Consider the following 20,261-nt stretch of genomic DNA (forward strand, 5'->3'; position numbering starts at 1 on the left):
GATAAGCTCGTTTGTTCCCCATGCAATTTGATCGGAATCCCGCTACATCGCTAATTTCGGAAGACGAAAACTTCCGGTTTCCTTTTGCAATCTTCTTGCTCTACAAGCGCAATATGACCCAATCGACCCGGACTGACGATACATTTGCAGACTTGAATCAACCGAGCCTCTGGTCCGGCATCAACGCCTATCGTTCCGATCCGCTGATCGTCGACCTGACCTCGGGCCTGCCGCGCTCGACGCGCGAGGACCTGGAACAGCTCGGCCGCTATGTCACCTCGCACGAGGCGCAGGAACTGGCCCGCATGGCCAATCAGGGCGTGCCGCAATTGCGCACCCATGGCCCGCGCGGCGAGAGGCTGGATGTGGTCGAATTCCATCCGGCCTGGCATGCGCTGATGCGCCGCTCGATGGCGGCGGGCCTGCATTCGTCGATCTGGGATGCCCAGGCCGATCCGGAAGCGAAGGGCCAGTCGCACAAGGTCCGCGCCGCGCGTTTCTATCTGACGGCGCAGCTCGAATGCGGTCATCTCTGCCCGCTGACCATGACCAGCGCTTCCGTCGCCGCGATGATGGCATCTCCGGCAGTGCAGAAGGATTGGGCGCCGAAGATCCTGTCGCGCAAATATGATTCGTCCAACAAGCCCGCCATGCAGAAGTCCGCCGTCACCATCGGCATGGGCATGACGGAAAAGCAGGGCGGCACGGATGTGCGCGCCAACAGGACGACGGCCGACAAGGTCAGCGAAGGCATCTACCGGCTCTCGGGCCACAAATGGTTCATGTCGGCGCCGATGAGCGACGCCTTCATCATGCTGGCGCAGACCAAGGACGGCATGGGCTGCTTCCTTGTGCCGCGGCTGCTGGAGGATGGCTCCGCCAACGGCCTGCAGTTCCAGCGGTTGAAGGACAAGCTCGGCAATCGCTCGAACGCCTCTTCCGAAGTCGAATTCAGCGATACGTTCGGTTTCCTGCTCGGTGCGCCGGATGGTGGCATCCGCACCATTCTCGACATGGTGACCTTGACGCGCCTCGATTGCGCCCTGGCATCCGCCGGCATCATGCGTGCCTCGCTCGCCGAAGCCGTGCACCATGCGCGCGGCCGCAGCGTCTTCGGCAAGATGCTGGTCCAGCAGCCGATCATGACGCGCGTGCTCGCCGACATGGCGCTGGATGTGGCTGCCGCGACCGCGCTCGCCTTCCGCCTGGCGGAGTCCTTCGACAAGGCGAGCAGCAGCAGCGAAGATGCGGCTTACGCCCGCGTCATGACGCCGGTCGCGAAATACTGGTGCTGCAAGATCGCGCCGGCGCTGATCTACGAGGCAATGGAATGCATCGGCGGCAGCGGCTATATCGAGGAGCGCCCGATTGCCCGCCACTACCGCGAAGCGCCGGTTAACGCCATCTGGGAAGGCTCCGGCAACGTCATGGCGCTCGATGTCCTGCGCGTCCTGAACCGGGGCAGGGATCTCTTCGAAACCGTCTTTGCCGGTCTTGCCCGCGATCTCGGCCCGGCCGGCAAGAAGACCATCGACGTGCTGCGCGCCGCCATGGCGCTTTGCGAGCAGGATGAAGGCGCCGCTCGCCTCCTGATCGAACAGATGGCGCTTGCCGCCGGTGCTGCCGAACTCTATCGGCTCGGCGCCGGCAAGATCGCCGATGCCTTCATCGAGACCCGCCTGGCCGGCGGCTGGCGCTCGACCTATGGCATGCTCGATTCGCGTTTCGATGCGAGTTACATCGTCGACCTGCTGTATCCGCCGGCGACTTGAATGTTGCGCGCTGATTTATAGGGCGAGTTGTAGACCGAGATGTTCGGCCATTGGATCGAAATCTCGGTCATCATGGAGAAGGAGATGGTCTTCTTCGATGCAAAACGTGCCGATGATGACATCTATGGTTTTGCGCACCGTAATTCCGCGTTTGCGTAAGGTACGGTAGTTGCGGGCAGCCTTGACGGCAAGCGCGTCGTTCAGCATCGGTCGGATAGTGAATTGGCGGAGGTTTCGCTCGATTAACGCAGCATGATGCTCATTGCGGGCGCCCTGAAGAATCTCGACGAGAATTAAATCGCCTACGAGAATATTCGGAGGCCCTGCTGCAATCAGGCTTCGCAAGCGGTCGACGGCTTTCGCCTCTGTTTCGCGCAGCAGCGCAATCCATACTGAACTATCGACAACGATCACGCCTGTCGATCTCTGCGCATTTCTTCCAGATCACCGTCCCAGCCGAGCCCGGAGAGATCCTCGATGGCTTGTTTCTGGCGATGCCAGCGGACGACGCTCCGCAGTGCTTCTTCGACCGTCGCCTTTTTCGTCGACTGTCCCATCGCAGCCATCGCTTCTGCGATCAATACGTCATCGATTTCGATATTTGTTCGCATTGCCAATCTCATGTGTATCCTGTTAGAAAATTATACACACCGGTCCAGGCGATGTAAAATGCGAAAGCAGCCATTGAGGTTTCCATGATCACCCTCCGCCCCGTCCAACCCGATGATATCGACCAGCTCTATGTGATCTCTCTCGTCACCGGCGACGCCGGCAAGGATGCCACGGCGCTTCATCGCGACGGGCGGATGATCGGGCATATTTATTCGGTGCCCTATGCCGTTCTCAGCCCAGAGACCGTCTTCGTTGCCGAAGACGGGGAGGGCGTGTGCGGCTATATCGCCGGCGTCTTCGATACGGTTGCCTTCGAGGGGCGGCTGGAGCGCGAATGGTGGCCGCAGCTGCGCGAGCGCTATCCGGCGCCATCGGGTGATCCCTCGGCATGGACTGCGGATGAGCAGCGCAGCTTCGCGATCCATCATCCGAAGCGCGTGCCGGCTTTCCTGACCGATCCGTTTCCGGCGCATATCCACATGAACCTGCTGTCGCGCACGCGGGGGAAGGGCATCGGCAGCGCGCTTCTTTCGAAATGGCTGTTAAACGCCCGCGACAACGGGGTCAAGGGCGTCCATCTTGGTGCGAGTGCCGGCAATCATAGTGGGATTCGATTCTGGGCGTCGCGCGGGTTTGCCGAGGTGGAACTGCCGCCGGAATTGGCCTCTCCGAGCACCGTCTGGTTCGGCCAATATCTCTAATCTGTGGATTCCACCGCTCGCAGGACTTCAAGGCCCATTGTGTCATTGTTCGCACAAGGCCCGCTTGCTACTCACCGGCTGGTGACAGATTGGAGCCGAATGATGCCGAGCGCAAACGCCGTTGTGAGAAAGCCTGCCGAAACGCCCGACGCGCCGGAAAAGCGGGTGCGCAACCGCGCCAACACCGAACAGGCCATCCTGTCGGCCGCCAAGCGGCTGCTGGCGGAGGAGGGGTTTCAGAATTTCGGCATCAATGCGGTCGCCCGCGGCGCCGGCTGCGACAAGCAGCTGATCTACCGCTACTATGGCGGCCTCGACGGCCTGGTGGAGGCGATCGGCACCGATCTCGGAAGCTGGGTGAAGGATCGCATTCCCGACGATACCGGCGGCATGTTCCTGCTGACCTATGGCGACCTCATGGAACGGCTGGCCTTGCTGTTCCTGGAGGCCTTGCGCGCCGACCCGCTGATGCGCCGCATCGTCGCCTGGGAGGTTTCGGACAACAGCGAACAGGTTCGCCGGCTTTCGGAAGCCCGCTCCAAGGCGCTTGTGGGCTGGCTCGAGCGCATGCGCGGCTCGCTGACCCCGCCGAAGGGGATCGACACGGTTGCCGTCAACGCCTTCATTTTCTCCGCCATCCAGCATCTCGTCCTGTCGGCTGCCGTCGGCGACCAATGCGCCGGTCTTGCGCTGAAAACTCCGAAGGATTGGGAGAAGGCGGCCATCGCGCTGAAGCGCATCGTGCGCGGCGTCTACGGCTGATGCTCGATACCGGGCGAAAGATATCCACAGCCCGGTCCGGCCGTTAACCTTAACAATTGGTTTACATTGCGCTGCATCGGTTAACTCGCCACTGTGCGAGGATCGAGTGTTAACCAATGCAAAGTGCAGCCATGGGCCTCAGACCCGCAAAAATCGCGTTTCTTGTCGCGGCGATGATGTTCTTCGCCGTTCTGGCGCTGGATATTACCGTGCCGGCGATGGTCCTGGGCGTCATGGCACTGTCGAACTGGATGATCCTTTCGACGGGAACGACGCAATATCAGCGTAGAAGGGGAGCTGCATGAAGTGGTTGCTGATCTTCTGGGCCGCGCCGGTCTCGTTCCTCGGAGCGTGGTATTATCTGTCATACTACGACATGAGTTTCGGTATCTTCATGTTCACGCGGCAGATGCACGATCTCGTCTTCCATATCTATGGCAATATTCTCGGCATCCCGCCGGAAACCATTCCGCCGCTGGTGGCGCGCGCCATCGCCTTCGATACGCTGCTGGTTTTCGCCATCCTGGCCTTCCGCAAGCGCGACGCCATCTGGGCGTGGTGGAAGCGCCGTCAGGCCTCGCGGTCGGGTGAAGTGGCTCTGCCGAGCGCCGAAAGCCTGTCCAACGCGCCCTGAAGAATGAAGCTCGCGGCGGCCGAGTCGATGCGCTCGGCCCGCTTGGCGCGTGATACGTCCATTTCCAGCAGCGCCCGTTCGGCGGCGACCGTCGACAGCCGCTCGTCCCAGAAGACGAAGGGCAGGGCGGTCTTTTCGGCCATGCTACGCACGAAGGCGCGTGTCGCCTGCACGCGCGGTCCCGCCGAGCCGTCCATGTTCATCGGCAGGCCGATGACGAAGGCGGCAACCTTCTCCTTCTCGGCGAAGGCGAGCAGCGTCTGAGCGTCCTGGGTGAACTTCACCCGCTTGATCACGGGACGCGGCGTGGCGAAGCGCCGGCCGAGATCGGACATGGCGAGCCCAATCGTCTTGGTGCCGAGATCGAGGCCGGCGATCGGCTGGCCGGGAAGAAGCATCACCGCAAGATCTTCGATGGTCAGCGTCGTCATCAGGCCTTGGTCCCCGTCAAAACAAATTGAAGTCAGCACCGCTTTTCTTTGTGGCGGTTTCGGATATGTCCTAGAGCAATTCCAGGAAAACTGCGCAGCGGTTTTCCGTCCGGAATTGCATAAAAGCAACGCTATAGAACGGTTCCGTATTCCCATGGAACGCGGAACCGTTCTAAGACACCAGTCTGCCCCTTCAAATCAAGTATCCAGGAGAAAATCGATGAAGATCACTTGGCTCGGCCATTCCGCCTTCCGCCTCGAAACGGCCAAGGCGAAAATCCTTATCGACCCTTTCCTCAACTATAATTCGTCCTTCGCGGCAGCCGGGATCGACCTCAAGGACGCCGTGGCGGGCGCGACCCATATCCTCCTGACCCATGGTCACGGCGATCATGTCGGCGATACGATCCAGATCGCCAAGGATACCGGCGCCGTTGTGCTCGCCAATGCCGACCTGGCGGCCTGGCTCGGCTCCAAGGGCGTCGAGAAGCTGGAAATGGGCAATACCGGTGGCACGATCGGCCTCGGCAGTTTCTCCGCCACCTTCACCAACGCGCTGCACTCCTCCGCCCAACTCACCGAGGACGGCGTTTCGCATTCTCTCGGCAACGCGAACGGCCTGATGCTGCATTTCGACGACGAGCCGACGCTGTTCCACATGGGCGATACCGACATCTTCTCGGATATGGCGCTCATCAACGAACTGCATCAGCCCGATATCGGCATCGCGCCGATCGGCGACCGCTTCACCATGGGCGGTGCTGTCGCGGCGCTTGCCTGCCAGCGCTTCTTCAACTTCAAGACCGCCATCCCCTGCCACTACGGCACCTTCCCGATCATCGACCAGACGCCGGAAAAGTTCATTGCCGGCATGGAAGGTTCCAAGACCGCCGTCCTGGCGCCGAAAGCGGGCGAGAGCGTTTCCGCCTAACGATACCCGTTGCGTATGGCGGACATGGCCTTTATAGCGTGATGAAAATCCACTTTCGGTGGATATCCTGCTATCCGGAGAATACCATGTCCGTCGATCTCGCCACCGTCAAACGCGTCGCCCATCTTGCCCGCATCGCCGTCAATGAAGACGAAGCGCAGCGGATGATGGGCGAATTGAACGGCATTCTGGGCTTCGTCGAGCAGCTCTCCGAAGTGAATGTCGATGGCGTCGAGGCCATGACCTCGGTCACGCCGATGGCGATGAAGAAGCGTACGGACGAAGTGACTGATGGCAACAAGGCTGCCGACATCGTCGCCAATGCGCCGAATACCGATCAGAATTTCTTCCTGGTGCCCAAAGTCGTCGAATAACGGTTCCTGTCGAGCCTTTTCCGACCCGTTGCCCAATTCCAGATCTGAAGCGAAACAAAATGAGCGAACTGACCAGCCTGACCATTGCCGAAGCCCGCGACAAGCTGCGCGCCAAGGACATCACCGCAACCGAACTGACCGAGGCCTATATCTCGGCGATCGACGCGGCCAACGCTCAGATCAATGCCTATATCGCGGTGACGCCCGACAAGGCGCGTGAGATGGCCAAGGCCTCCGATGCGCGTTTGGCTGCCGGCAAGGCGGGCGCGCTGGAAGGCATCCCGCTTGGCATCAAGGACCTGTTCGGTACCGAAGGCATTCACACTCAGGCCTGCAGCCACATTCTCGACGGCTTCAAGCCGCGTTACGAATCGACCGTCACGCAGAACCTCTGGAACGACGGCGCCGTCATGCTGGGCAAGCTCAACATGGACGAGTTCGCCATGGGCTCCTCCAACGAGAGCTCCTATTACGGTCCGGTGATCAACCCCTGGCGTGCTGAGGGGTCTAACCAGCAGCTCGTTCCCGGCGGCTCGTCCGGCGGTTCGGCCGCTGCCGTGGCAGCCCATCTCTGCGCCGGTGCGACCGCGACGGATACGGGCGGCTCCATTCGCCAGCCGGCCGCCTTCACCGGCACCGTCGGCATTAAGCCGACCTATGGCCGCTGCTCTCGCTGGGGCATCGTGGCCTTCGCCTCGTCGCTCGACCAGGCCGGCCCGATCGCCCGCGACGTGCGCGATGCCGCCATCCTCCTGAAGTCGATGGCAAGCGTCGATGCCAAGGACACGACTTCGGTCGACCTGCCGGTGCCGGACTACGAAGCCTCGCTCGGCCAGTCGCTGAAGGGCATGAAGATCGGCATTCCCAACGAATACCGCGTCGATGGCATGCCGGAAGAGATCGAGACCCTCTGGCAGCAGGGCATCGCCTGGCTCAGGGATGCCGGCGCCGAGATCGTCAACATCTCGCTTCCGCACACGAAATATGCCCTGCCGGCCTATTACATCGTCGCGCCCGCCGAGGCGTCCTCGAACCTCGCCCGTTACGACGGCGTCCGCTACGGCCTGCGCGTCGACGGCAAGGACATCGTCGACATGTATGAAAAGACGCGTGCCGCCGGCTTCGGCCAGGAAGTCAAGCGCCGCATCATGATCGGCACCTACGTTCTGTCGGCCGGCTACTACGACGCCTATTACCTGCGTGCCCAGAAGGTCCGCACGCTGATCAAGCGCGACTTCGAGCTCGCCTTCAATGCCGGCGTCGATGCCATCCTGACCCCCGCCACGCCGTCCTCGGCTTTTGGTATCGCCGACGAGGACCTCGCGTCCGATCCGGTAAAGATGTACTTGAACGACATCTTCACGGTGACGGTCAACATGGCCGGTCTGCCCGGCATCGCCGTCCCCGCCGGCCTCGACCCGAAAGGCCTGCCGCTCGGCCTGCAGCTCATCGGCAAGCCCTTCGAAGAAGAGACTCTCTTCAAGACCGCCCACGTCATCGAGCAGGCCGCCGGCAAGTTCACGCCGGCGAAATGGTGGTAAGAGCGTGCCCTCCCCACAAGGGGAGGGTTTTGCTTTATTCTACTTGTTATCCAACTGCGCCCGCACCAGCCTCAAACCCCGTTCGGTGATCCGGTAGGGATGCCCGCTCGAGGATTTGATGGCTTTGAGGCGTTTTAGCTTGCGGAATAACTGTAGGTCGAAGCCGGGGTAGAGCCAGCCGTCGCGGGTAAAGCAACTGACGGTCTCGATCTTCCTGTTGTCGGAGCGGCTGATTTCGATGCGCCCGCCCTGGGCGAGCAGATGCAGGATGCGCTGTTCTGCGCGGGAAATGTCCATGGTTTTGAAGATCCGGAAAGCGCCGTAAGGCGCAACAAAACGGTCCGGCACTCCCTTCAGGGAAGCCGGGGCTTCGTTTTCGGGCCCGGCACGCAAGACGACTTGCGGGCGGGGCCTTTACCGGGACTCAGGCGAGTTGGACATCAAAACTCCATTGATGCCGCATTTTTTAAGGTCGGATGCAGCCTGCGGTCAAGTTGCATCTCCTTGGGGATTCGCCTCCCATTGTGCATCTGCGTTCATGTGGCGCTGGAAAAAGCCGCCGGCCGGTGTTTTACTGCTGACAAACATCGGGGGCTCGATGATCCATATTCGCAATGCGCACGAAGGTGAAACGGAGATATTGACCAATATCGGCCTTCGGTCGTGGCGCAAGGCAATGGTGTCGATCGGCGGCACGGATGCGATGCTGGAAGGTGCCAGCGATGCCTTTGCGAATTTTACCCGCAGTGTCTGGTTGACGATTACCGTCGTCGAGCTGAATGGCGAGGTCGCCGGCTGGGCGGCGCGCGAGGCCTTGGACGAAACCATCTCCGATTTCTGGATCGATCCCGATTTTCTGCGTCAGGGACTTGGTTCGGCCTTGCTGGAGAGGATCGAGCAGGACATTCGCGAACAGGGGCTGGAAAAGGTCTCCCTGCAGACCCATGCCGGCAATGCCGAGGCGATCGGCTTCTTCAAGGCCCGCGGCTACGCCATCCATTGGCTTTCCGTGGTCTATTCGCCCAAGCTCGATCGCGATGTGCCGACCGTCGGTCTCTCGAAGATGCTGGCCGATCGCGATGACGGAACGTATGGCATCGGCATATAGACGTCCTCGTCGGCGCCGAAAGCCTTGCGCCGCCTCGCCAATTGCTCTACCTCACAAAGTTCAGAAGAACAGCATTTCAAGAGCTTCCCATGACCCTTGTCGACGTCCGTACGCCAGATCCGAAACGCTTCATTCCCGGCGCCACCGGCGATTGGGAAATCGTTATCGGGATGGAAGTCCATGCCCAGGTGTTGAGCAATTCCAAGCTCTTCTCCGGTGCCTCGACCGAGTTCGGCAAGCCGCAGAATTCCAACGTGTCGCTGGTCGATGCCGCGATGCCCGGCATGCTGCCCGTCATCAACGAGGAATGCGTCAAGCAGGCCGTGCGCACGGGCCTTGGCCTGAAGGCAAAGATCAACAATCGTTCGATCTTCGACCGCAAGAACTATTTCTATCCCGACCTGCCGCAGGGCTATCAGATCTCGCAGTTCAAGGACCCGATCGTCGGCGAGGGCAAGATTGTCATTTCGCTCGGTCCTGATCGTCAGGGCCAGTTCGAGGATATCGAGATCGGCATCGAGCGCCTGCATCTGGAGCAGGACGCCGGCAAGTCGCTGCATGACCAGCATGCCACCATGTCCTATGTCGATCTCAACCGCTCCGGCGTTGCATTGATGGAAATCGTCTCCAAGCCGGACATCCGTTCGGCCGACGAGGCGAAGGCCTATATGACCAAGCTTCGCTCGATCGTGCGCTATCTCGGCACCTGCGACGGCAACATGGACGAAGGCTCGATGCGCGCCGACGTCAACGTCTCCGTTCGCCGTCCGGGCGGCGAATTCGGCACGCGCTGCGAAATCAAGAACGTCAACTCGATCCGCTTCATCGGTCAGGCGATCGAATACGAAGCGCGCCGTCAGATCGGCATCCTGGAGGATGGCGGCACGATCGATCAGGAGACCCGCCTGTTCGATCCGAACAAAGGCGAGACGCGTTCGCTGCGCACCAAGGAAGATGCGCATGACTATCGCTATTTCCCCGACCCGGACCTGCTGCCGCTCGAGTTCGACGACGCCTTCGTCAAGGAGCTTGCCAAGCACCTGCCGGAATTGCCCGACGACAAGAAGGAACGTTTCGTCCGCGAGCTCGGCCTGTCGATCTATGACGCCTCCGTTCTGGTTTCGGAAAAGGCGATTGCCGATTATTTCGAAGCCGTTGCCGCCGGCCGCGATGGCAAGATGGCTGCCAACTGGGTGATTAACGACTTGCTGGGCGCTTTGAACAAAACCGGCAAAGACATTGAAGAGACTCCGGTTTCGCCCGCTCAGCTCGGTGCGATCATCGATCTCATCAAGGCGGAAACCATCTCCGGCAAGATCGCCAAGGACCTGTTCGAGATCGTGCTCACCGAAGGCGGCGATCCCGCCGAGATCGTCGAGGCGCGCGGCATGAAGCAGGTCACCGATACCGGCGCCATCGAAAAGGCCGTCGACGAGATCATCGCCGCCAATCCGGATCAGGTCGCCAAGGTCAAGGCAAAGCCGACGTTGGCCGGCTGGTTCGTTGGCCAGGTGATGAAGTCGACCGGCGGCAAGGCCAACCCGCAGGCCGTGCAGGCCTTGGTCAAGGCCAAGCTCGGCATCGAAGAGGAATAACCGGTGTTCTTCGTGCGCACCGCCGGCGAGCAGGATCTGGAAAAGGTCCGTGCTCTGCTGGGTGAGACCTGGCACGCGACCTATGACCGTTTATATGGCGCGGACAAGGTCAACGAGCTGCACGCCTCCTGGCATTCGCCGGCGTCGCTGAAGGCGCGGCTGGCGCGGAAGAATTCCGAATTCCTCGTCGCCGACGACGGCAAGGCCATTGGCGGCATGGGCTATGCCGCCATGTCCACAGAGATGACCAAGACCGTCATGCTCTACATGCTCTATGTCAGCCCCCGCCATCAACGGCAGGGCATCGGCCGCGACATCTTCGCCGAACTGGAGACCTGTTTTCCGGATGCCGAGATCATGCGGCTCGAAGTCGACCCGCAAAACGAGCCGGCGATCGCCTTCTACAAGGCGCATGGTTTTGTCGAGGTGAGCCGCACGGAAAACTGCGGCAATGCACAATCTGGCATTCCGGCGCTGGTGTTTGAGAAACGGCTAGTTGGCGATTCTATACAACTATAAAATTAGTATTTAAAACGATCGATACAACTGCTATTGTTTCCACCTAAGGTGGAGGCGGCAATGATACTTATTATAGCTGATAAAGATGATACGCACGCAGATGCTGTTATTGAATGTCTGCGGAAGTGTAATGTTCGCTTCTTTCGCCTGAATGTGGATGTTGAATCACTTCGTGAAACATGGCTGACAAGGAATAACCTAGGTTGGAATCTACGATCGAGAGCGGGAAGCCTTGAACTCGATAGTGTATGCAGCGTTTGGTGTCGAAAGGCCTCTGTCCATATCGATAGCTCGTTTAGGGACACAGAGGATAACGGGTTTCGAATATGGAGAGGCGAGTGGAATAGAGCGTTGTTCGGGATGTACAATTATCTCAGTAACGTATACTGGCTCAATTCTTTACGAAATGCGACGTTAGCAGACAATAAGTTTTACCAGTCTATAGCCGCCTCAAGCGTCGACCTGAATTACCCTGATTTTTTAACTTCAAACGACAAAGAACAACTTGATGGATTTATACGCCGTCATGGTGATGTCGTTATAAAATTTCTATCCCAAGACATGTACGAAGTTGATGGCGAGATGAAGGGGATATATGTTAACAAAATAAAAGAAAAAGATATAAATGCATTTGAAAATATTGGAGAAAACCCAATAACTTTGCAAAGATATATAGATAAAAAATTTGAGGTAAGATATACTTTTGTTGGCGGAGAGCATTTTGTTTGCAGAATAGATTCGCAATTGTCTAGAAGGGCTAGCATTGACTGGCGGCGATATGATTTGAAGAATACACCGCATACTATTATTGATCCTTCCGAGGAGATTAAGCAAAAGGTTTGCGCACTTATGGGTTATCTTTCATTGGATTATGGTGCGTTAGATTTTATTGTTGATAAATTTGATAACTGGTGGTTTTTAGAGGTGAACTCTACTGGACAATGGTTGTGGATTGAAGATTTGTGTGGTCTAAATATATCTGATGCAATCGCTATGCGATTAGTCTATGGTGGCAGGGATTCTTTGAGGAGCGGAAGATGAAGGTATTTGGACTTAGATATTTGGAATCAATGACTGCTGATGCAGTCGAGGATGCAAGTAATTGGAGTTGGAAGCCTGCGAATGCTGCTGCATTAAGGGTCTATGCTTCGGGGAACTCTACCAAATCAAGAGAATCCACTTATGCGGCCGAGCGCGACAATCGTGAGGATGAAGATCGTCCTAATGAAGGTCTGGCAGCTTGATAATCGGTGTGCGCGCATCTTAATGATTTGGGGTTGTTGTGATTCTCGGTTATTTTTTCGTCAATGAATATTGACGATCTACTTATCCGAGAAGCCCGCGAATCCGATCTCCCCGCCTTGATCGCCCTCTTCGCCGCCGATGCCCTCGGCGGCCACGGGGATAGCACTGATCCTGCCGTCTATGACGATTATCTCCGCGCTTTCCGCGCGATTGCGGCTTCGTCCGATCAGACGCTCTACGTCGCCGAACTGGCGGGCGACGTCGCCGGCACTTTCCAGACGATGATCACCACGACGCTGACCGGTCGCGGTTCTGCCGCGATGATCATTGAAGCCGTGCAGACGCGGGCGGATCTGCGCGGGCAGGGGATCGGCGCGGCGATGATCGATTTCTGCATTGCCGAGGCAAAAACCCGCGGCATGCGGTTGGTGCAGCTGACCTCGAACGCCGCGCGCAAGGATGCCCATCGTTTCTATGAGAGACTGGGTTTCAAGCCGAGCCATCTCGGCTTCAAGATGGCTTTGAAATGACCGCTTTTCCCGCTGGAATCACTGGACAAGGCGGCACAGTGGCGGCATAAGCAAACTATCGAATTCTGGTATCGCTCGCCCCTTGGCGGGTATCGAGGAAAGCACATGTGGAATTTCATCCTGCAAACCTTCACCTGGTGGAATGGTCAGACAATGGGGACGCGGTTCGCGACCTGGCGCTTCGGCAAGCGCGTCGGCGAGGATGAATTCGGCAATGTCTATTACGAGGGCGGCACGTCCTCCTATGGCCTGCCCAAGCGCTGGGTCATCTACAAGGGTTACGCCGAAGCCTCCGCCATTCCGCCGGGCTGGCACGGCTGGATGCATCACCGCACCGACGTTCCGCCGACCAAGGAAAATTACGTCGCCAAGGAATGGCAGACGTCGCACCGCGCCAACCCCACGGGTTCGCCGCAGGCCTATCGCCCGCCGGGTTCGCTCGCCGTTGCCGGCGAACGTCCGCGCGTCACCGGCGATTACGACGCCTGGACGCCGGGCAACTGAGTATCGGCAGCCGGCTCGTCCTTTGGCCACAATTGGTCTATAGCCGCAGAACAAGCCGGCGCGTGCTCGGCGGTTGGACCGAGACCAAGCGGAGATTGGCGGACATGACGTTTTTCACGCGGAGCGCTTCTTTGCGTGCGATATCTGCGGCAATGCTTGCCTTGAGCGCGGGCGTTTTCCTGTCGCCCTCCGCCGAAGCCGCGCGCATTTCCAATCCGGTCGCCGTCTTCTCCGGCCTCGACAAGATCACCGGCCGCATCACTACCTTCGATGTCTATCTCAATGAGACCGTGCAGTTCGGCGCATTGCAGGTGACGCCGAAGGCTTGCTATTCGCGCGATGATAGCGAACAGCAGAAGGTCGACGGCTTCGTCGAAGTGGACGAGATCACGCTCGACCGCCGCATCCGCCGCATCTTCACCGGCTGGATGTTTGCCGACAGTCCCGGCCTCAATGCCGTCGAGCATCCGATCTATGACGTCTGGCTGAAAGAGTGCAAGCAGAAGTCGGATATCCCGCCGCCGGATAGCGCCGGCAGCAAGTAAGCGTCTTTTCAAAGATTCGTGAGATAGCCCGCAGAAGGAACCTCCTGCGGGCTATTTTGTCAGTCGTTGTTTTGCGGCGTAGCGGCTGCCAGAGCGACCAGATGCCCATCGGCTTCGCCAGCGAGATCGAGGACGATGCGCATGCCGTCCCTGATCCTTCGCTTCATGATGCCGGCACGATCGGGATGGATCTGCAGCATCGCCCCGTCATGCAGAGTATGAAGCCGCGATCGCGAGATGCGCAGCTCCGAGGCAAGCAGACGGTCGAGGCGTGTATTGACAGGAAACGCGACCACCAGTTCGATTTCCAGCGCTTTGCAGCCATCCGGTTCCTCCAATATCTGCTTGCGGATATCCAGATCGGTGAATTCGTCGATGCGCTGAGCCTTGCGCCTCAATGCGTCGAGGTCGAATTCCTGCGCTCGTATCCACTCGACATCGTTGGTTTGCAGTGCCTCCAGAACGGCCGGGGCAAGGCTTCGAACGGTCTGGCGCTCGAAGATTGCCCGGTTCCAGGTCTTGTCGCAGGCCGAGCATTTATAGATGAGCCAGGCGTCGAGCTTCCTGCCATTGGCGTTGAGCCGGATCTTGCCGCTGGATGAGAAAGGCTTGAAGCCTCCGCAGCCGCTGCAGGCGATCCATGGCTGCGGAGCGGTGCGGGGATTGATGGTCCATCGGACCCGAAGAAAAGTGCACATGCAGTCTTGGTCTTCCATTTTGGAAGTTCACCAAGCTGGCGGCGGGACAAGCCCTTACGGGCGCGGTGTGGCGATGTTTCGGATGATTGAAGAGCTGAGACAGCGATGGCTGCGCAAGGCGCATGTCAACAATGCCAGACCGGTCTCAAACCACCACCCGATGAACATGATCACATGCCGGGCGGCACTAGGCTGCCCTGGCATATGGGGTGAAATTGGACGAGACCGGTATTTACGACGGCAAAGTGAAACCTCGATGCGCCAACACTCTTCGCATCGAGCGATATCAGATAAAGACCTGGAGTTGAAGCCGATGAGGTGCCGGTATTTTGGCGATACTTAGGAAATGAGCTTAGCCGTCCGAAAAGCTCAGATTGGGCGATTCCATCGCCTTTTCCAGCATCCTGGCATAATCGTCCTTCGGCACGTCGACAGCGCCGAATGTTTTCAGATGCTCGGTGGTGAATTGGGTGTCGAGAAGTGTGAAGCCGCGTTGCTTCAGGCGTTCGACCAGATAGACGAGACAGATCTTCGAGGCATCCGTGCGGCGTGAAAACATGCTCTCGCCGAAGAAGGCCGACCCCAGCGATACGCCGTAGAGCCCGCCGACCAGCCTGTCTCCCTCCCATGCCTCAACCGAATGGGCGTGGCCGATATGGTTCAGGGTCGAGTAGAGCGACCGGATCGTCTTGTTGATCCAGGTGCTCGGCCGGCCGCTGGTCTGCTCGGCGCAGGCGGCGATGACGGCATCGAAGTTGCTGTTGAACCTGATGTCGAAGGGCCTCCTGCGGATGGTCTTCGCCAGGCTTTTCGAAACGTGGAAGCCATCGAGCGGCAGCACGCCGCGTAATTCCGGTTCGACCCAGAAGATTTCCGGATCGTCGGCCGATTCCGCCATCGGGAAAAGCCCGATGGAGTAGGCGCGCAGCAGAATCTCGGGAGTAATGCCGGGATTTCTGCCGCGCGGCCCTGCCACAGCTTAAGCCGAGGTTTTTGCCAGGTAGTTTTCCAGCCAGTGGATATCGTAATCGCCGTTGGCGATATCCTGGTTGGAAACCAGATCCTGGAAGAGCGGCAAAGTGGTCTTGATGCCGTCGACGACGAATTCGTCGAGCGCGCGGCGCAGGCGCATCATGCATTCGACGCGGGTGCGGCCGTGCACGATCAGCTTGCCGATCAGGCTGTCGTAATAGGGCGGGATCTTGTAGCCCTGATAGGCACCGGAATCGATGCGCACGCCAAGGCCGCCGGGTGCATGGAAATGCGTGATCGTGCCGGGGGAGGGCACGAAGGTGCGCGCGTCCTCGGCATTGATGCGGCATTCGATGGCGTGGCCATGGAAATGAACCTCATCCTGTGTCACCGAAAGACCACCGCCGGAGGCGACGCGGATCTGCTCGTGCACGAGATCGATGCCGGTGATCGCTTCCGTGATCGGATGCTCCACCTGCAGGCGGGTGTTCATTTCGATGAAATAGAACTCGCCGTTCTCATAGAGGAATTCGATCGTGCCGGCGCCGCGATACTTGAGCTTCTTCATGGCGTCGGCGCAGATCTGGCCGATCTTCATGCGCTGCTCGACGTTGAGCGCCGGCGAATTGGCTTCTTCCCAGACCTTCTGGTGACGACGCTGCAGCGAGCAGTCGCGTTCGCCGAGATGGATGGCATTGCCTTCGCCGTCGCCGAACACCTGGATTTCGATGTGGCGCGGCTTGCCGAGGTATTTTTCCATGTAGACGGATTCGTTGCCGAATGCGGCAGCAGCTTCCGTGCGTGCGGTCGTCCAGGCTTCGATCAGGTCTTCTTCCGTGCGCGCCACCTTCATGCCGCGCCCGCCGCCGCCGGCGGTCGCCTTGATGAGCACCGGATAGCCGATTTCCTTGGCGGTCTTCAGCGCTTCCGCCTCGGTCTTCACTTCGCCATCCGAACCGGGAACGACGGGAATGCCGAGCTGCTGCGCCGTTGTTTTGGCGGTGATCTTGTCGCCCATGAGGCGGATATGTTCCGCCGTTGGGCCGATGAAGGTGATGCCATGCGCTTCGAGAATATCGGCGAACTTGGCGTTCTCCGACAGGAACCCATAGCCCGGATGCACGGCGTCGGCGCCGGTGATTTCGCAGGCGGCGACGATCTGATGGATGTTGAGATAGCTCTCGCGCGACGGCGGCGGGCCGATGCAGACGCTTTCATCCGCCAACCGCACATGCATGGCGTCGCCATCGGCGGTCGAATGCACCGCGACGGTCGCGATGCCAAGCTCCTTGCAGGCGCGCAGCACGCGAAGAGCGATCTCTCCGCGATTGGCTATGAGAATCTTCGAAATCATGGGCATGGGGCCTACTCGACGATGACGAGGGCTTCGCCGTATTCGACCGGGCGTCCATCCTGAACGAGGATCTCGGTCACCGTACCGGACTTGGGCGAGGGGATCTGGTTCATCGTCTTCATTGCTTCGATGATCAGAAGGGTCTGGCCTTCCTTGACGACGGAGCCGACCTGGATGAAGGCAGCAGCGCCCGGCGCCGCCGCGAGATAGGCCGTGCCGACCATGGGTGCGCTGACGACATTGTCAGGGTTGCGGGTCTTGCCGGCGGGCGCCGCGGCGGCAGCTGCCGGAGCAACGGCCGCAGCCGGAGCGGCAAAGGCCGCCGGCGCTGCGATCGGCGCCTGGACATACTGCGTCGCACCGGCGCGGGAAACGCGGATACGCAGATCTTCCTGCTCGACTTCGATTTCGGTGAGATCGGTGTCGTTGAGAATATTGGCGAGGTCGCGGATCAGCGCCTGATCGATACCCGATTTCTTTTCAGCCATGGATGTGGTGCCCTGTAATTCTTGTCATTGTGTGATGGATTTCAGCGCGTGCAGCGCCAGGATGTAGCTGTGCGGTCCGAAACCGCAGATCATGCCCTTTGCGGCGGGCGCGATCATCGACTTGTGCCGGAACTCTTCGCGGGCGTGGATATTGGAGATATGAACCTCCACCACGGGAATGGAAATCGCCCGGATCGCATCATGAAGCGCAATCGACGTATGGCCATAGGCTCCAGGATTGATCGCGACGCCGGCGGCGGTGTCGCCCGCCTCGTGCATCCAATCCACCAATACGCCCTCATGATTGCTTTGGCGGAAATCGATGACGAAGCCCAGGCTTTCGCCCACGGACTTGCAATCGGCTTCGATATCCTTGAGCGTCTTGCCGCCATAGATGCCCGGCTCGCGTTTGCCGAGGGCATTCAAATTGGGTCCGTTCAGGACGAAAATGGTTTGCGCCATTAGAGGTTCCGTCAAAGTGCAGCGCAACCTATAGACTCCCGAGGGCCTATAGGAAAGCCCCCTGAGCCGAGGGCTTGCGTGTCTGGTGTGGAAAGGGTTCGATTTTGGCGGCCTGGAATGCAACTCATAAGAGATTCGTGGTTGCTATGTCCGCATTCCTTGCAAAATGCCGCCGCCCTTGGAAAAGGTGACCGGATTGTCCGTCAATCCCAATCAGCAGCTGGTCTTGCCGCAGCTGCGAACATTGGCGATCTTCTGCTGTATGGCATCGAGGCCGATAGCGCCGGAGATCGTCTCGTTGCCGATCACATAGGCCGGCGTGCCGGTGACATTGAGATCGGTGGCAAGCTGGTAGGTGGCCTTGACCGCATCGGTGTTCGGGCTCTTGGCCATCTCCGCGCGGATCGCCGCCTCGTTGATGCCGAGCGAGCTTGCGGCCTCGATGGCGCTGTCTTCCGAGGCGCGACCGTCGGCGCCCAGAAGCGCGCGGTGGAAGGCCGCGTATTTTTCCGGCGCCAGCTTGCGGAACGCGTCGGAAACCCTGGATGCGGCAAGCGAATCCGGCCCGAGGATCGGGAATTCCTTCAGCACGAAACGCACATTCGGGTCCTGCTTCAGCAGCGCGTCCATATCGGGCAGGGCATGGCGGCAATAGGTGCAATTATAGTCGAAGAACTCGACGACGGTGATGTCACCCTTGGGATTGCCGAGCGAGACGTCATTCTTGGAATTGAAGATCGCATCCTTGTTCTGAATGACCGCCTGGGACGATTGAGTGAGCCGGGCTTCCTCCTGCTTCTTCTCAAGGGCGGCCTGGGCATCCAGCAGAACTTCCGGATGGGCGACGAGGTATTCCTTGATGAACTCCCCGAACTCCTTCTTCTGCTGATCATCCAGCGCGGCTGCAGGCTGGATCAGGGCCAGCGACGCGGCGATCGCGATCGCCGAAGCCGTGAGCAAGGTCTTGGAAAAATGGGTCATCGTGGCCTCGTTTGAATGAATGCGGAGACTCAATCGTCGGCCCGGCATATCACCGTCCGGCTAAATTCCGCAAATAGGTATCGGCAATTTACGGTGCATGCCTATTTCCAGAAACAGGAATTTTCACGGCAAAGCCGCAATCGCGGGATTGTGAACGAGCGGATATTGCGGCAAGTGTCTGGCTTCAATCCGAGCTGAAAGAGAATTGATCTTGTTTTCCCTATCCAAACGCAGCGATGTCGAACCCTTTCATGCCATGGATGTCTTGGCGGAGGCGACACGACGGCGCCAGGCGGGGCATGCGGTGATCTCGATGGCCGTCGGTCAGCCGTCGCATCCGACGCCACAGGCGGCGCTCGAAGCGGCGCGCGCAGCATTGGGGCACGGCCGTATCGGCTACACCGACGCGCTCGGCACGCTGGTGCTGAAGCAGGCGCTTGCCGGTCACTATCAGGCACGTCACGGGCTGACCATCGACCCAGCGCGGATCGCGATCACGACGGGTTCCTCGGCCGGTTTCAATCTCGCCTTCCTGACGCTATTCGACGCCGGCGACAGTGTCGCCATTGCCCGGCCGGGCTATCCTGCCTATCGCAACATTCTGGCCGCGCTCGGTCTCGATGTCGTCGAGGTGCCGGTGACGGCCGAAACGCATTTCACCCTGACGCCGGAAAGTCTCGAGGCGGCGCAGGCCGCCAGCGGCAAGCGGCTGAAGGGCGTGCTGCTCGCAAGCCCCGCCAATCCCACAGGCACGGTGACGGGCAGGGCGGCGCTGAAGGCGCTTGCCGCCTATTGCGCCGACCGTTCGATCGCTTTCATCTCCGACGAGATCTATCATGGGCTGACCTTCGTCGGCGAGGAGACGAGCGCGCTGGAGCTGACGGACGAGGCTATCGTCATCAATTCCTTCTCGAAATATTACTGCATGACCGGTTGGCGCATCGGCTGGATGGTATTGCCGGAGCGGCTGGTGCGCCCGGTCGAGCGCGTCGCCCAAAGCCTCTACATCTCCGCGCCGGAGCTTTCGCAGATTGCCGCTGCCGCGGCATTGGGAGCGGGGACCGAGCTCGATGCCTATCGTGAAAGCTATCGCCGCAATCGCGATTTCCTGATGCGACGCCTGCCGGAGATCGGCTTTTCCATCGCCTCGCCGATGGACGGTGCCTTCTACGCCTATGTCGATGTCACGCGGTTCACCAATGACAGCATGGCCTTCGCCCGCAAGATGCTGGCGGATATCAATGTGGCGGCGACGCCCGGCCTCGATTTCGATCCTATCGAGGGACATCGGGCGATGCGCATGTCCTATGCCGGTTCGAGTGCGGAGATCGAGGAAGCGGTGGAGCGCATGGCGGCCTGGCTCAAATAGAATCCGATATCAGCCACTTGCGACGGATTCTGAAGGTATTTTAGAAAGAACTTGAATCAACTTGTGAGGAGCGGGCCGGCGCCGGTTGGGCCGGCTCCCCCTTCGACAGGCTCAGGGTGAGGCGGAGAGAGTA

Annotated in this window: 27 protein-coding genes; 17 read left to right on the forward strand and 10 right to left on the reverse strand. The window is 59.4% G+C overall.

Annotated elements, in window-relative coordinates; genetic code table 11:
• The first annotated feature begins 113 nt into the window (after positions 1-113).
• The gene (locus FHX11_RS10230) at positions 114-1,772 is read left to right on the forward strand and encodes an acyl-CoA dehydrogenase family protein (protein ID WP_184357460.1); all 1,659 of its coding nucleotides are present in this window, start codon (positions 114-116) and stop codon (positions 1,770-1,772) included.
• A gap of 15 nt (positions 1,773-1,787) precedes the next feature.
• Here the strand turns inward: FHX11_RS10230 and FHX11_RS10235 are convergent, their stop codons facing one another.
• Together FHX11_RS10235 and FHX11_RS10240 are read right to left on the reverse strand one after the other, a co-directional pair.
• Complete coding sequence (locus FHX11_RS10235) at positions 1,788-2,186, reverse strand: PIN domain nuclease (RefSeq protein WP_184357461.1); 399 nt, start codon at positions 2,184-2,186, stop codon at positions 1,788-1,790.
• Positions 2,183-2,383 (reverse strand): type II toxin-antitoxin system VapB family antitoxin, encoded by a 201-nt coding sequence (locus FHX11_RS10240; RefSeq protein WP_184357462.1) that lies wholly within the window; start codon positions 2,381-2,383, stop codon positions 2,183-2,185. Before FHX11_RS10240 ends, FHX11_RS10235 begins: the two co-directional genes overlap by 4 nt.
• An 84-nt stretch (positions 2,384-2,467) precedes the next feature.
• Here FHX11_RS10240 and FHX11_RS10245 point away from each other — a divergent pair, with 84 nt between their 5' ends.
• The 4 genes from FHX11_RS10245 to FHX11_RS10260 all read left to right on the forward strand — a co-directional run bounded on the left by FHX11_RS10245 (position 2,468) and on the right by FHX11_RS10260 (position 4,481).
• On the forward strand, positions 2,468-3,085 hold the full coding sequence (locus tag FHX11_RS10245; RefSeq protein ID WP_184357463.1) for a GNAT family N-acetyltransferase: 618 nt from the start codon (positions 2,468-2,470) through the stop codon (positions 3,083-3,085).
• Positions 3,086-3,184: 99 nt separating this feature from the next.
• Positions 3,185-3,847 (forward strand): TetR/AcrR family transcriptional regulator, encoded by a 663-nt coding sequence (locus FHX11_RS10250; RefSeq protein ID WP_348649695.1) that lies wholly within the window; start codon positions 3,185-3,187, stop codon positions 3,845-3,847.
• Between the two features lie 116 nt (positions 3,848-3,963).
• Positions 3,964-4,152 carry a hypothetical protein gene (locus FHX11_RS10255; protein WP_184357550.1) on the forward strand — a complete coding sequence of 63 codons (189 nt, stop codon included), beginning with the start codon at positions 3,964-3,966 and terminating at the stop codon, positions 4,150-4,152.
• A complete protein-coding gene (locus FHX11_RS10260) occupies positions 4,149-4,481 on the forward strand; it encodes a DUF6105 family protein (protein WP_184357464.1) in 333 nt (110 codons plus the stop codon). The genes FHX11_RS10255 and FHX11_RS10260 overlap by 4 nt, the downstream gene beginning before the upstream one ends.
• On the opposite strand, the gene ruvX is transcribed toward FHX11_RS10260, so the two are convergent.
• Positions 4,418-4,912, reverse strand: a complete 495-nt coding sequence (gene ruvX / locus FHX11_RS10265) for a Holliday junction resolvase RuvX (protein ID WP_184357465.1) — start codon at positions 4,910-4,912, stop codon at positions 4,418-4,420. The two genes, FHX11_RS10260 and ruvX, sit on opposite strands and share 64 nt — an antisense overlap.
• A 220-nt stretch (positions 4,913-5,132) precedes the next feature.
• Between ruvX and FHX11_RS10270 the strand changes: the two genes are divergently transcribed.
• The 3 genes from FHX11_RS10270 (at position 5,133) to gatA (ending at position 7,758) form a co-directional block, all read left to right on the forward strand.
• A complete protein-coding gene (locus tag FHX11_RS10270; RefSeq protein ID WP_184357466.1) occupies positions 5,133-5,843 on the forward strand; it encodes a metal-dependent hydrolase in 711 nt (236 codons plus the stop codon).
• 86 nt (positions 5,844-5,929) lie between these two features.
• Positions 5,930-6,217: an Asp-tRNA(Asn)/Glu-tRNA(Gln) amidotransferase subunit GatC gene (gene gatC, locus FHX11_RS10275; RefSeq protein WP_015339557.1), complete on the forward strand. Its 288-nt coding sequence runs from the start codon at positions 5,930-5,932 to the stop codon at positions 6,215-6,217.
• A 59-nt stretch (positions 6,218-6,276) separates the two neighbouring features.
• Positions 6,277-7,758, forward strand: coding sequence for an Asp-tRNA(Asn)/Glu-tRNA(Gln) amidotransferase subunit GatA (gene gatA / locus FHX11_RS10280; protein WP_184357467.1), 1,482 nt, complete (start codon positions 6,277-6,279; stop codon positions 7,756-7,758).
• Positions 7,759-7,797: 39 nt separating this feature from the next.
• Here the strand turns inward: gatA and FHX11_RS10285 are convergent, their stop codons facing one another.
• On the reverse strand, positions 7,798-8,055 hold the full coding sequence (locus tag FHX11_RS10285) for a YjhX family toxin (protein ID WP_184357547.1): 258 nt from the start codon (positions 8,053-8,055) through the stop codon (positions 7,798-7,800).
• 301 nt (positions 8,056-8,356) lie between these two features.
• Between FHX11_RS10285 and FHX11_RS10290 the strand changes: the two genes are divergently transcribed.
• The 8 genes from FHX11_RS10290 (at position 8,357) to FHX11_RS10325 (ending at position 13,804) form a co-directional block, all read left to right on the forward strand.
• A complete protein-coding gene (locus tag FHX11_RS10290; protein WP_184357468.1) occupies positions 8,357-8,866 on the forward strand; it encodes a GNAT family N-acetyltransferase in 510 nt (169 codons plus the stop codon).
• A gap of 89 nt (positions 8,867-8,955) precedes the next feature.
• On the forward strand, positions 8,956-10,461 hold the full coding sequence (gene gatB, locus FHX11_RS10295; RefSeq protein ID WP_184357469.1) for an Asp-tRNA(Asn)/Glu-tRNA(Gln) amidotransferase subunit GatB: 1,506 nt from the start codon (positions 8,956-8,958) through the stop codon (positions 10,459-10,461).
• A gap of 3 nt (positions 10,462-10,464) precedes the next feature.
• Positions 10,465-10,980, forward strand: coding sequence for a GNAT family N-acetyltransferase (locus FHX11_RS10300; RefSeq protein WP_184357470.1), 516 nt, complete (start codon positions 10,465-10,467; stop codon positions 10,978-10,980).
• Positions 10,981-11,040: 60 nt separating this feature from the next.
• Positions 11,041-12,021: an MvdC/MvdD family ATP grasp protein gene (locus tag FHX11_RS10305; RefSeq protein ID WP_348649696.1), complete on the forward strand. Its 981-nt coding sequence runs from the start codon at positions 11,041-11,043 to the stop codon at positions 12,019-12,021.
• A complete protein-coding gene (locus FHX11_RS10310) occupies positions 12,018-12,224 on the forward strand; it encodes a hypothetical protein (protein ID WP_184357472.1) in 207 nt (68 codons plus the stop codon). The genes FHX11_RS10305 and FHX11_RS10310 overlap by 4 nt, the downstream gene beginning before the upstream one ends.
• 63 nt (positions 12,225-12,287) lie before the next feature.
• Positions 12,288-12,755, forward strand: coding sequence for a GNAT family N-acetyltransferase (locus FHX11_RS10315; protein WP_184357473.1), 468 nt, complete (start codon positions 12,288-12,290; stop codon positions 12,753-12,755).
• A gap of 105 nt (positions 12,756-12,860) precedes the next feature.
• A complete protein-coding gene (locus tag FHX11_RS10320) occupies positions 12,861-13,259 on the forward strand; it encodes an NADH:ubiquinone oxidoreductase subunit NDUFA12 (RefSeq protein ID WP_184357474.1) in 399 nt (132 codons plus the stop codon).
• 104 nt (positions 13,260-13,363) lie between these two features.
• Positions 13,364-13,804 carry a DUF2155 domain-containing protein gene (locus FHX11_RS10325; RefSeq protein WP_184357475.1) on the forward strand — a complete coding sequence of 147 codons (441 nt, stop codon included), beginning with the start codon at positions 13,364-13,366 and terminating at the stop codon, positions 13,802-13,804.
• A 59-nt stretch (positions 13,805-13,863) separates the two neighbouring features.
• Here the strand turns inward: FHX11_RS10325 and FHX11_RS10330 are convergent, their stop codons facing one another.
• The 6 genes from FHX11_RS10330 to FHX11_RS10355 all read right to left on the reverse strand — a co-directional run bounded on the left by FHX11_RS10330 (position 13,864) and on the right by FHX11_RS10355 (position 18,759).
• Positions 13,864-14,502: a DUF1062 domain-containing protein gene (locus FHX11_RS10330; protein WP_184357476.1), complete on the reverse strand. Its 639-nt coding sequence runs from the start codon at positions 14,500-14,502 to the stop codon at positions 13,864-13,866.
• Between the two features lie 352 nt (positions 14,503-14,854).
• Positions 14,855-15,478 carry a leucyl/phenylalanyl-tRNA--protein transferase gene (gene aat, locus FHX11_RS10335; protein WP_184357477.1) on the reverse strand — a complete coding sequence of 208 codons (624 nt, stop codon included), beginning with the start codon at positions 15,476-15,478 and terminating at the stop codon, positions 14,855-14,857.
• A gap of 3 nt (positions 15,479-15,481) precedes the next feature.
• Positions 15,482-16,834 carry an acetyl-CoA carboxylase biotin carboxylase subunit gene (accC, locus tag FHX11_RS10340; protein ID WP_184357478.1) on the reverse strand — a complete coding sequence of 451 codons (1,353 nt, stop codon included), beginning with the start codon at positions 16,832-16,834 and terminating at the stop codon, positions 15,482-15,484.
• 5 nt (positions 16,835-16,839) lie between these two features.
• Positions 16,840-17,316 (reverse strand): acetyl-CoA carboxylase biotin carboxyl carrier protein, encoded by a 477-nt coding sequence (gene accB, locus FHX11_RS10345; RefSeq protein WP_184357479.1) that lies wholly within the window; start codon positions 17,314-17,316, stop codon positions 16,840-16,842.
• Positions 17,317-17,340: 24 nt separating this feature from the next.
• The gene (gene aroQ / locus FHX11_RS10350) at positions 17,341-17,778 is read right to left on the reverse strand and encodes a type II 3-dehydroquinate dehydratase (protein ID WP_184357480.1); all 438 of its coding nucleotides are present in this window, start codon (positions 17,776-17,778) and stop codon (positions 17,341-17,343) included.
• A gap of 213 nt (positions 17,779-17,991) precedes the next feature.
• Positions 17,992-18,759 (reverse strand): DsbA family protein, encoded by a 768-nt coding sequence (locus FHX11_RS10355; protein WP_184357481.1) that lies wholly within the window; start codon positions 18,757-18,759, stop codon positions 17,992-17,994.
• A 211-nt stretch (positions 18,760-18,970) separates the two neighbouring features.
• Between FHX11_RS10355 and FHX11_RS10360 the strand changes: the two genes are divergently transcribed.
• Positions 18,971-20,128 carry an aminotransferase class I/II-fold pyridoxal phosphate-dependent enzyme gene (locus tag FHX11_RS10360; protein WP_184357482.1) on the forward strand — a complete coding sequence of 386 codons (1,158 nt, stop codon included), beginning with the start codon at positions 18,971-18,973 and terminating at the stop codon, positions 20,126-20,128.
• The last annotated feature ends 133 nt before the right edge of the window (positions 20,129-20,261 follow it).

It is taken from the genome of Rhizobium sp. BK602 (assembly GCF_014195095.1).
Lineage (GTDB): Bacteria > Pseudomonadota > Alphaproteobacteria > Rhizobiales > Rhizobiaceae > Rhizobium.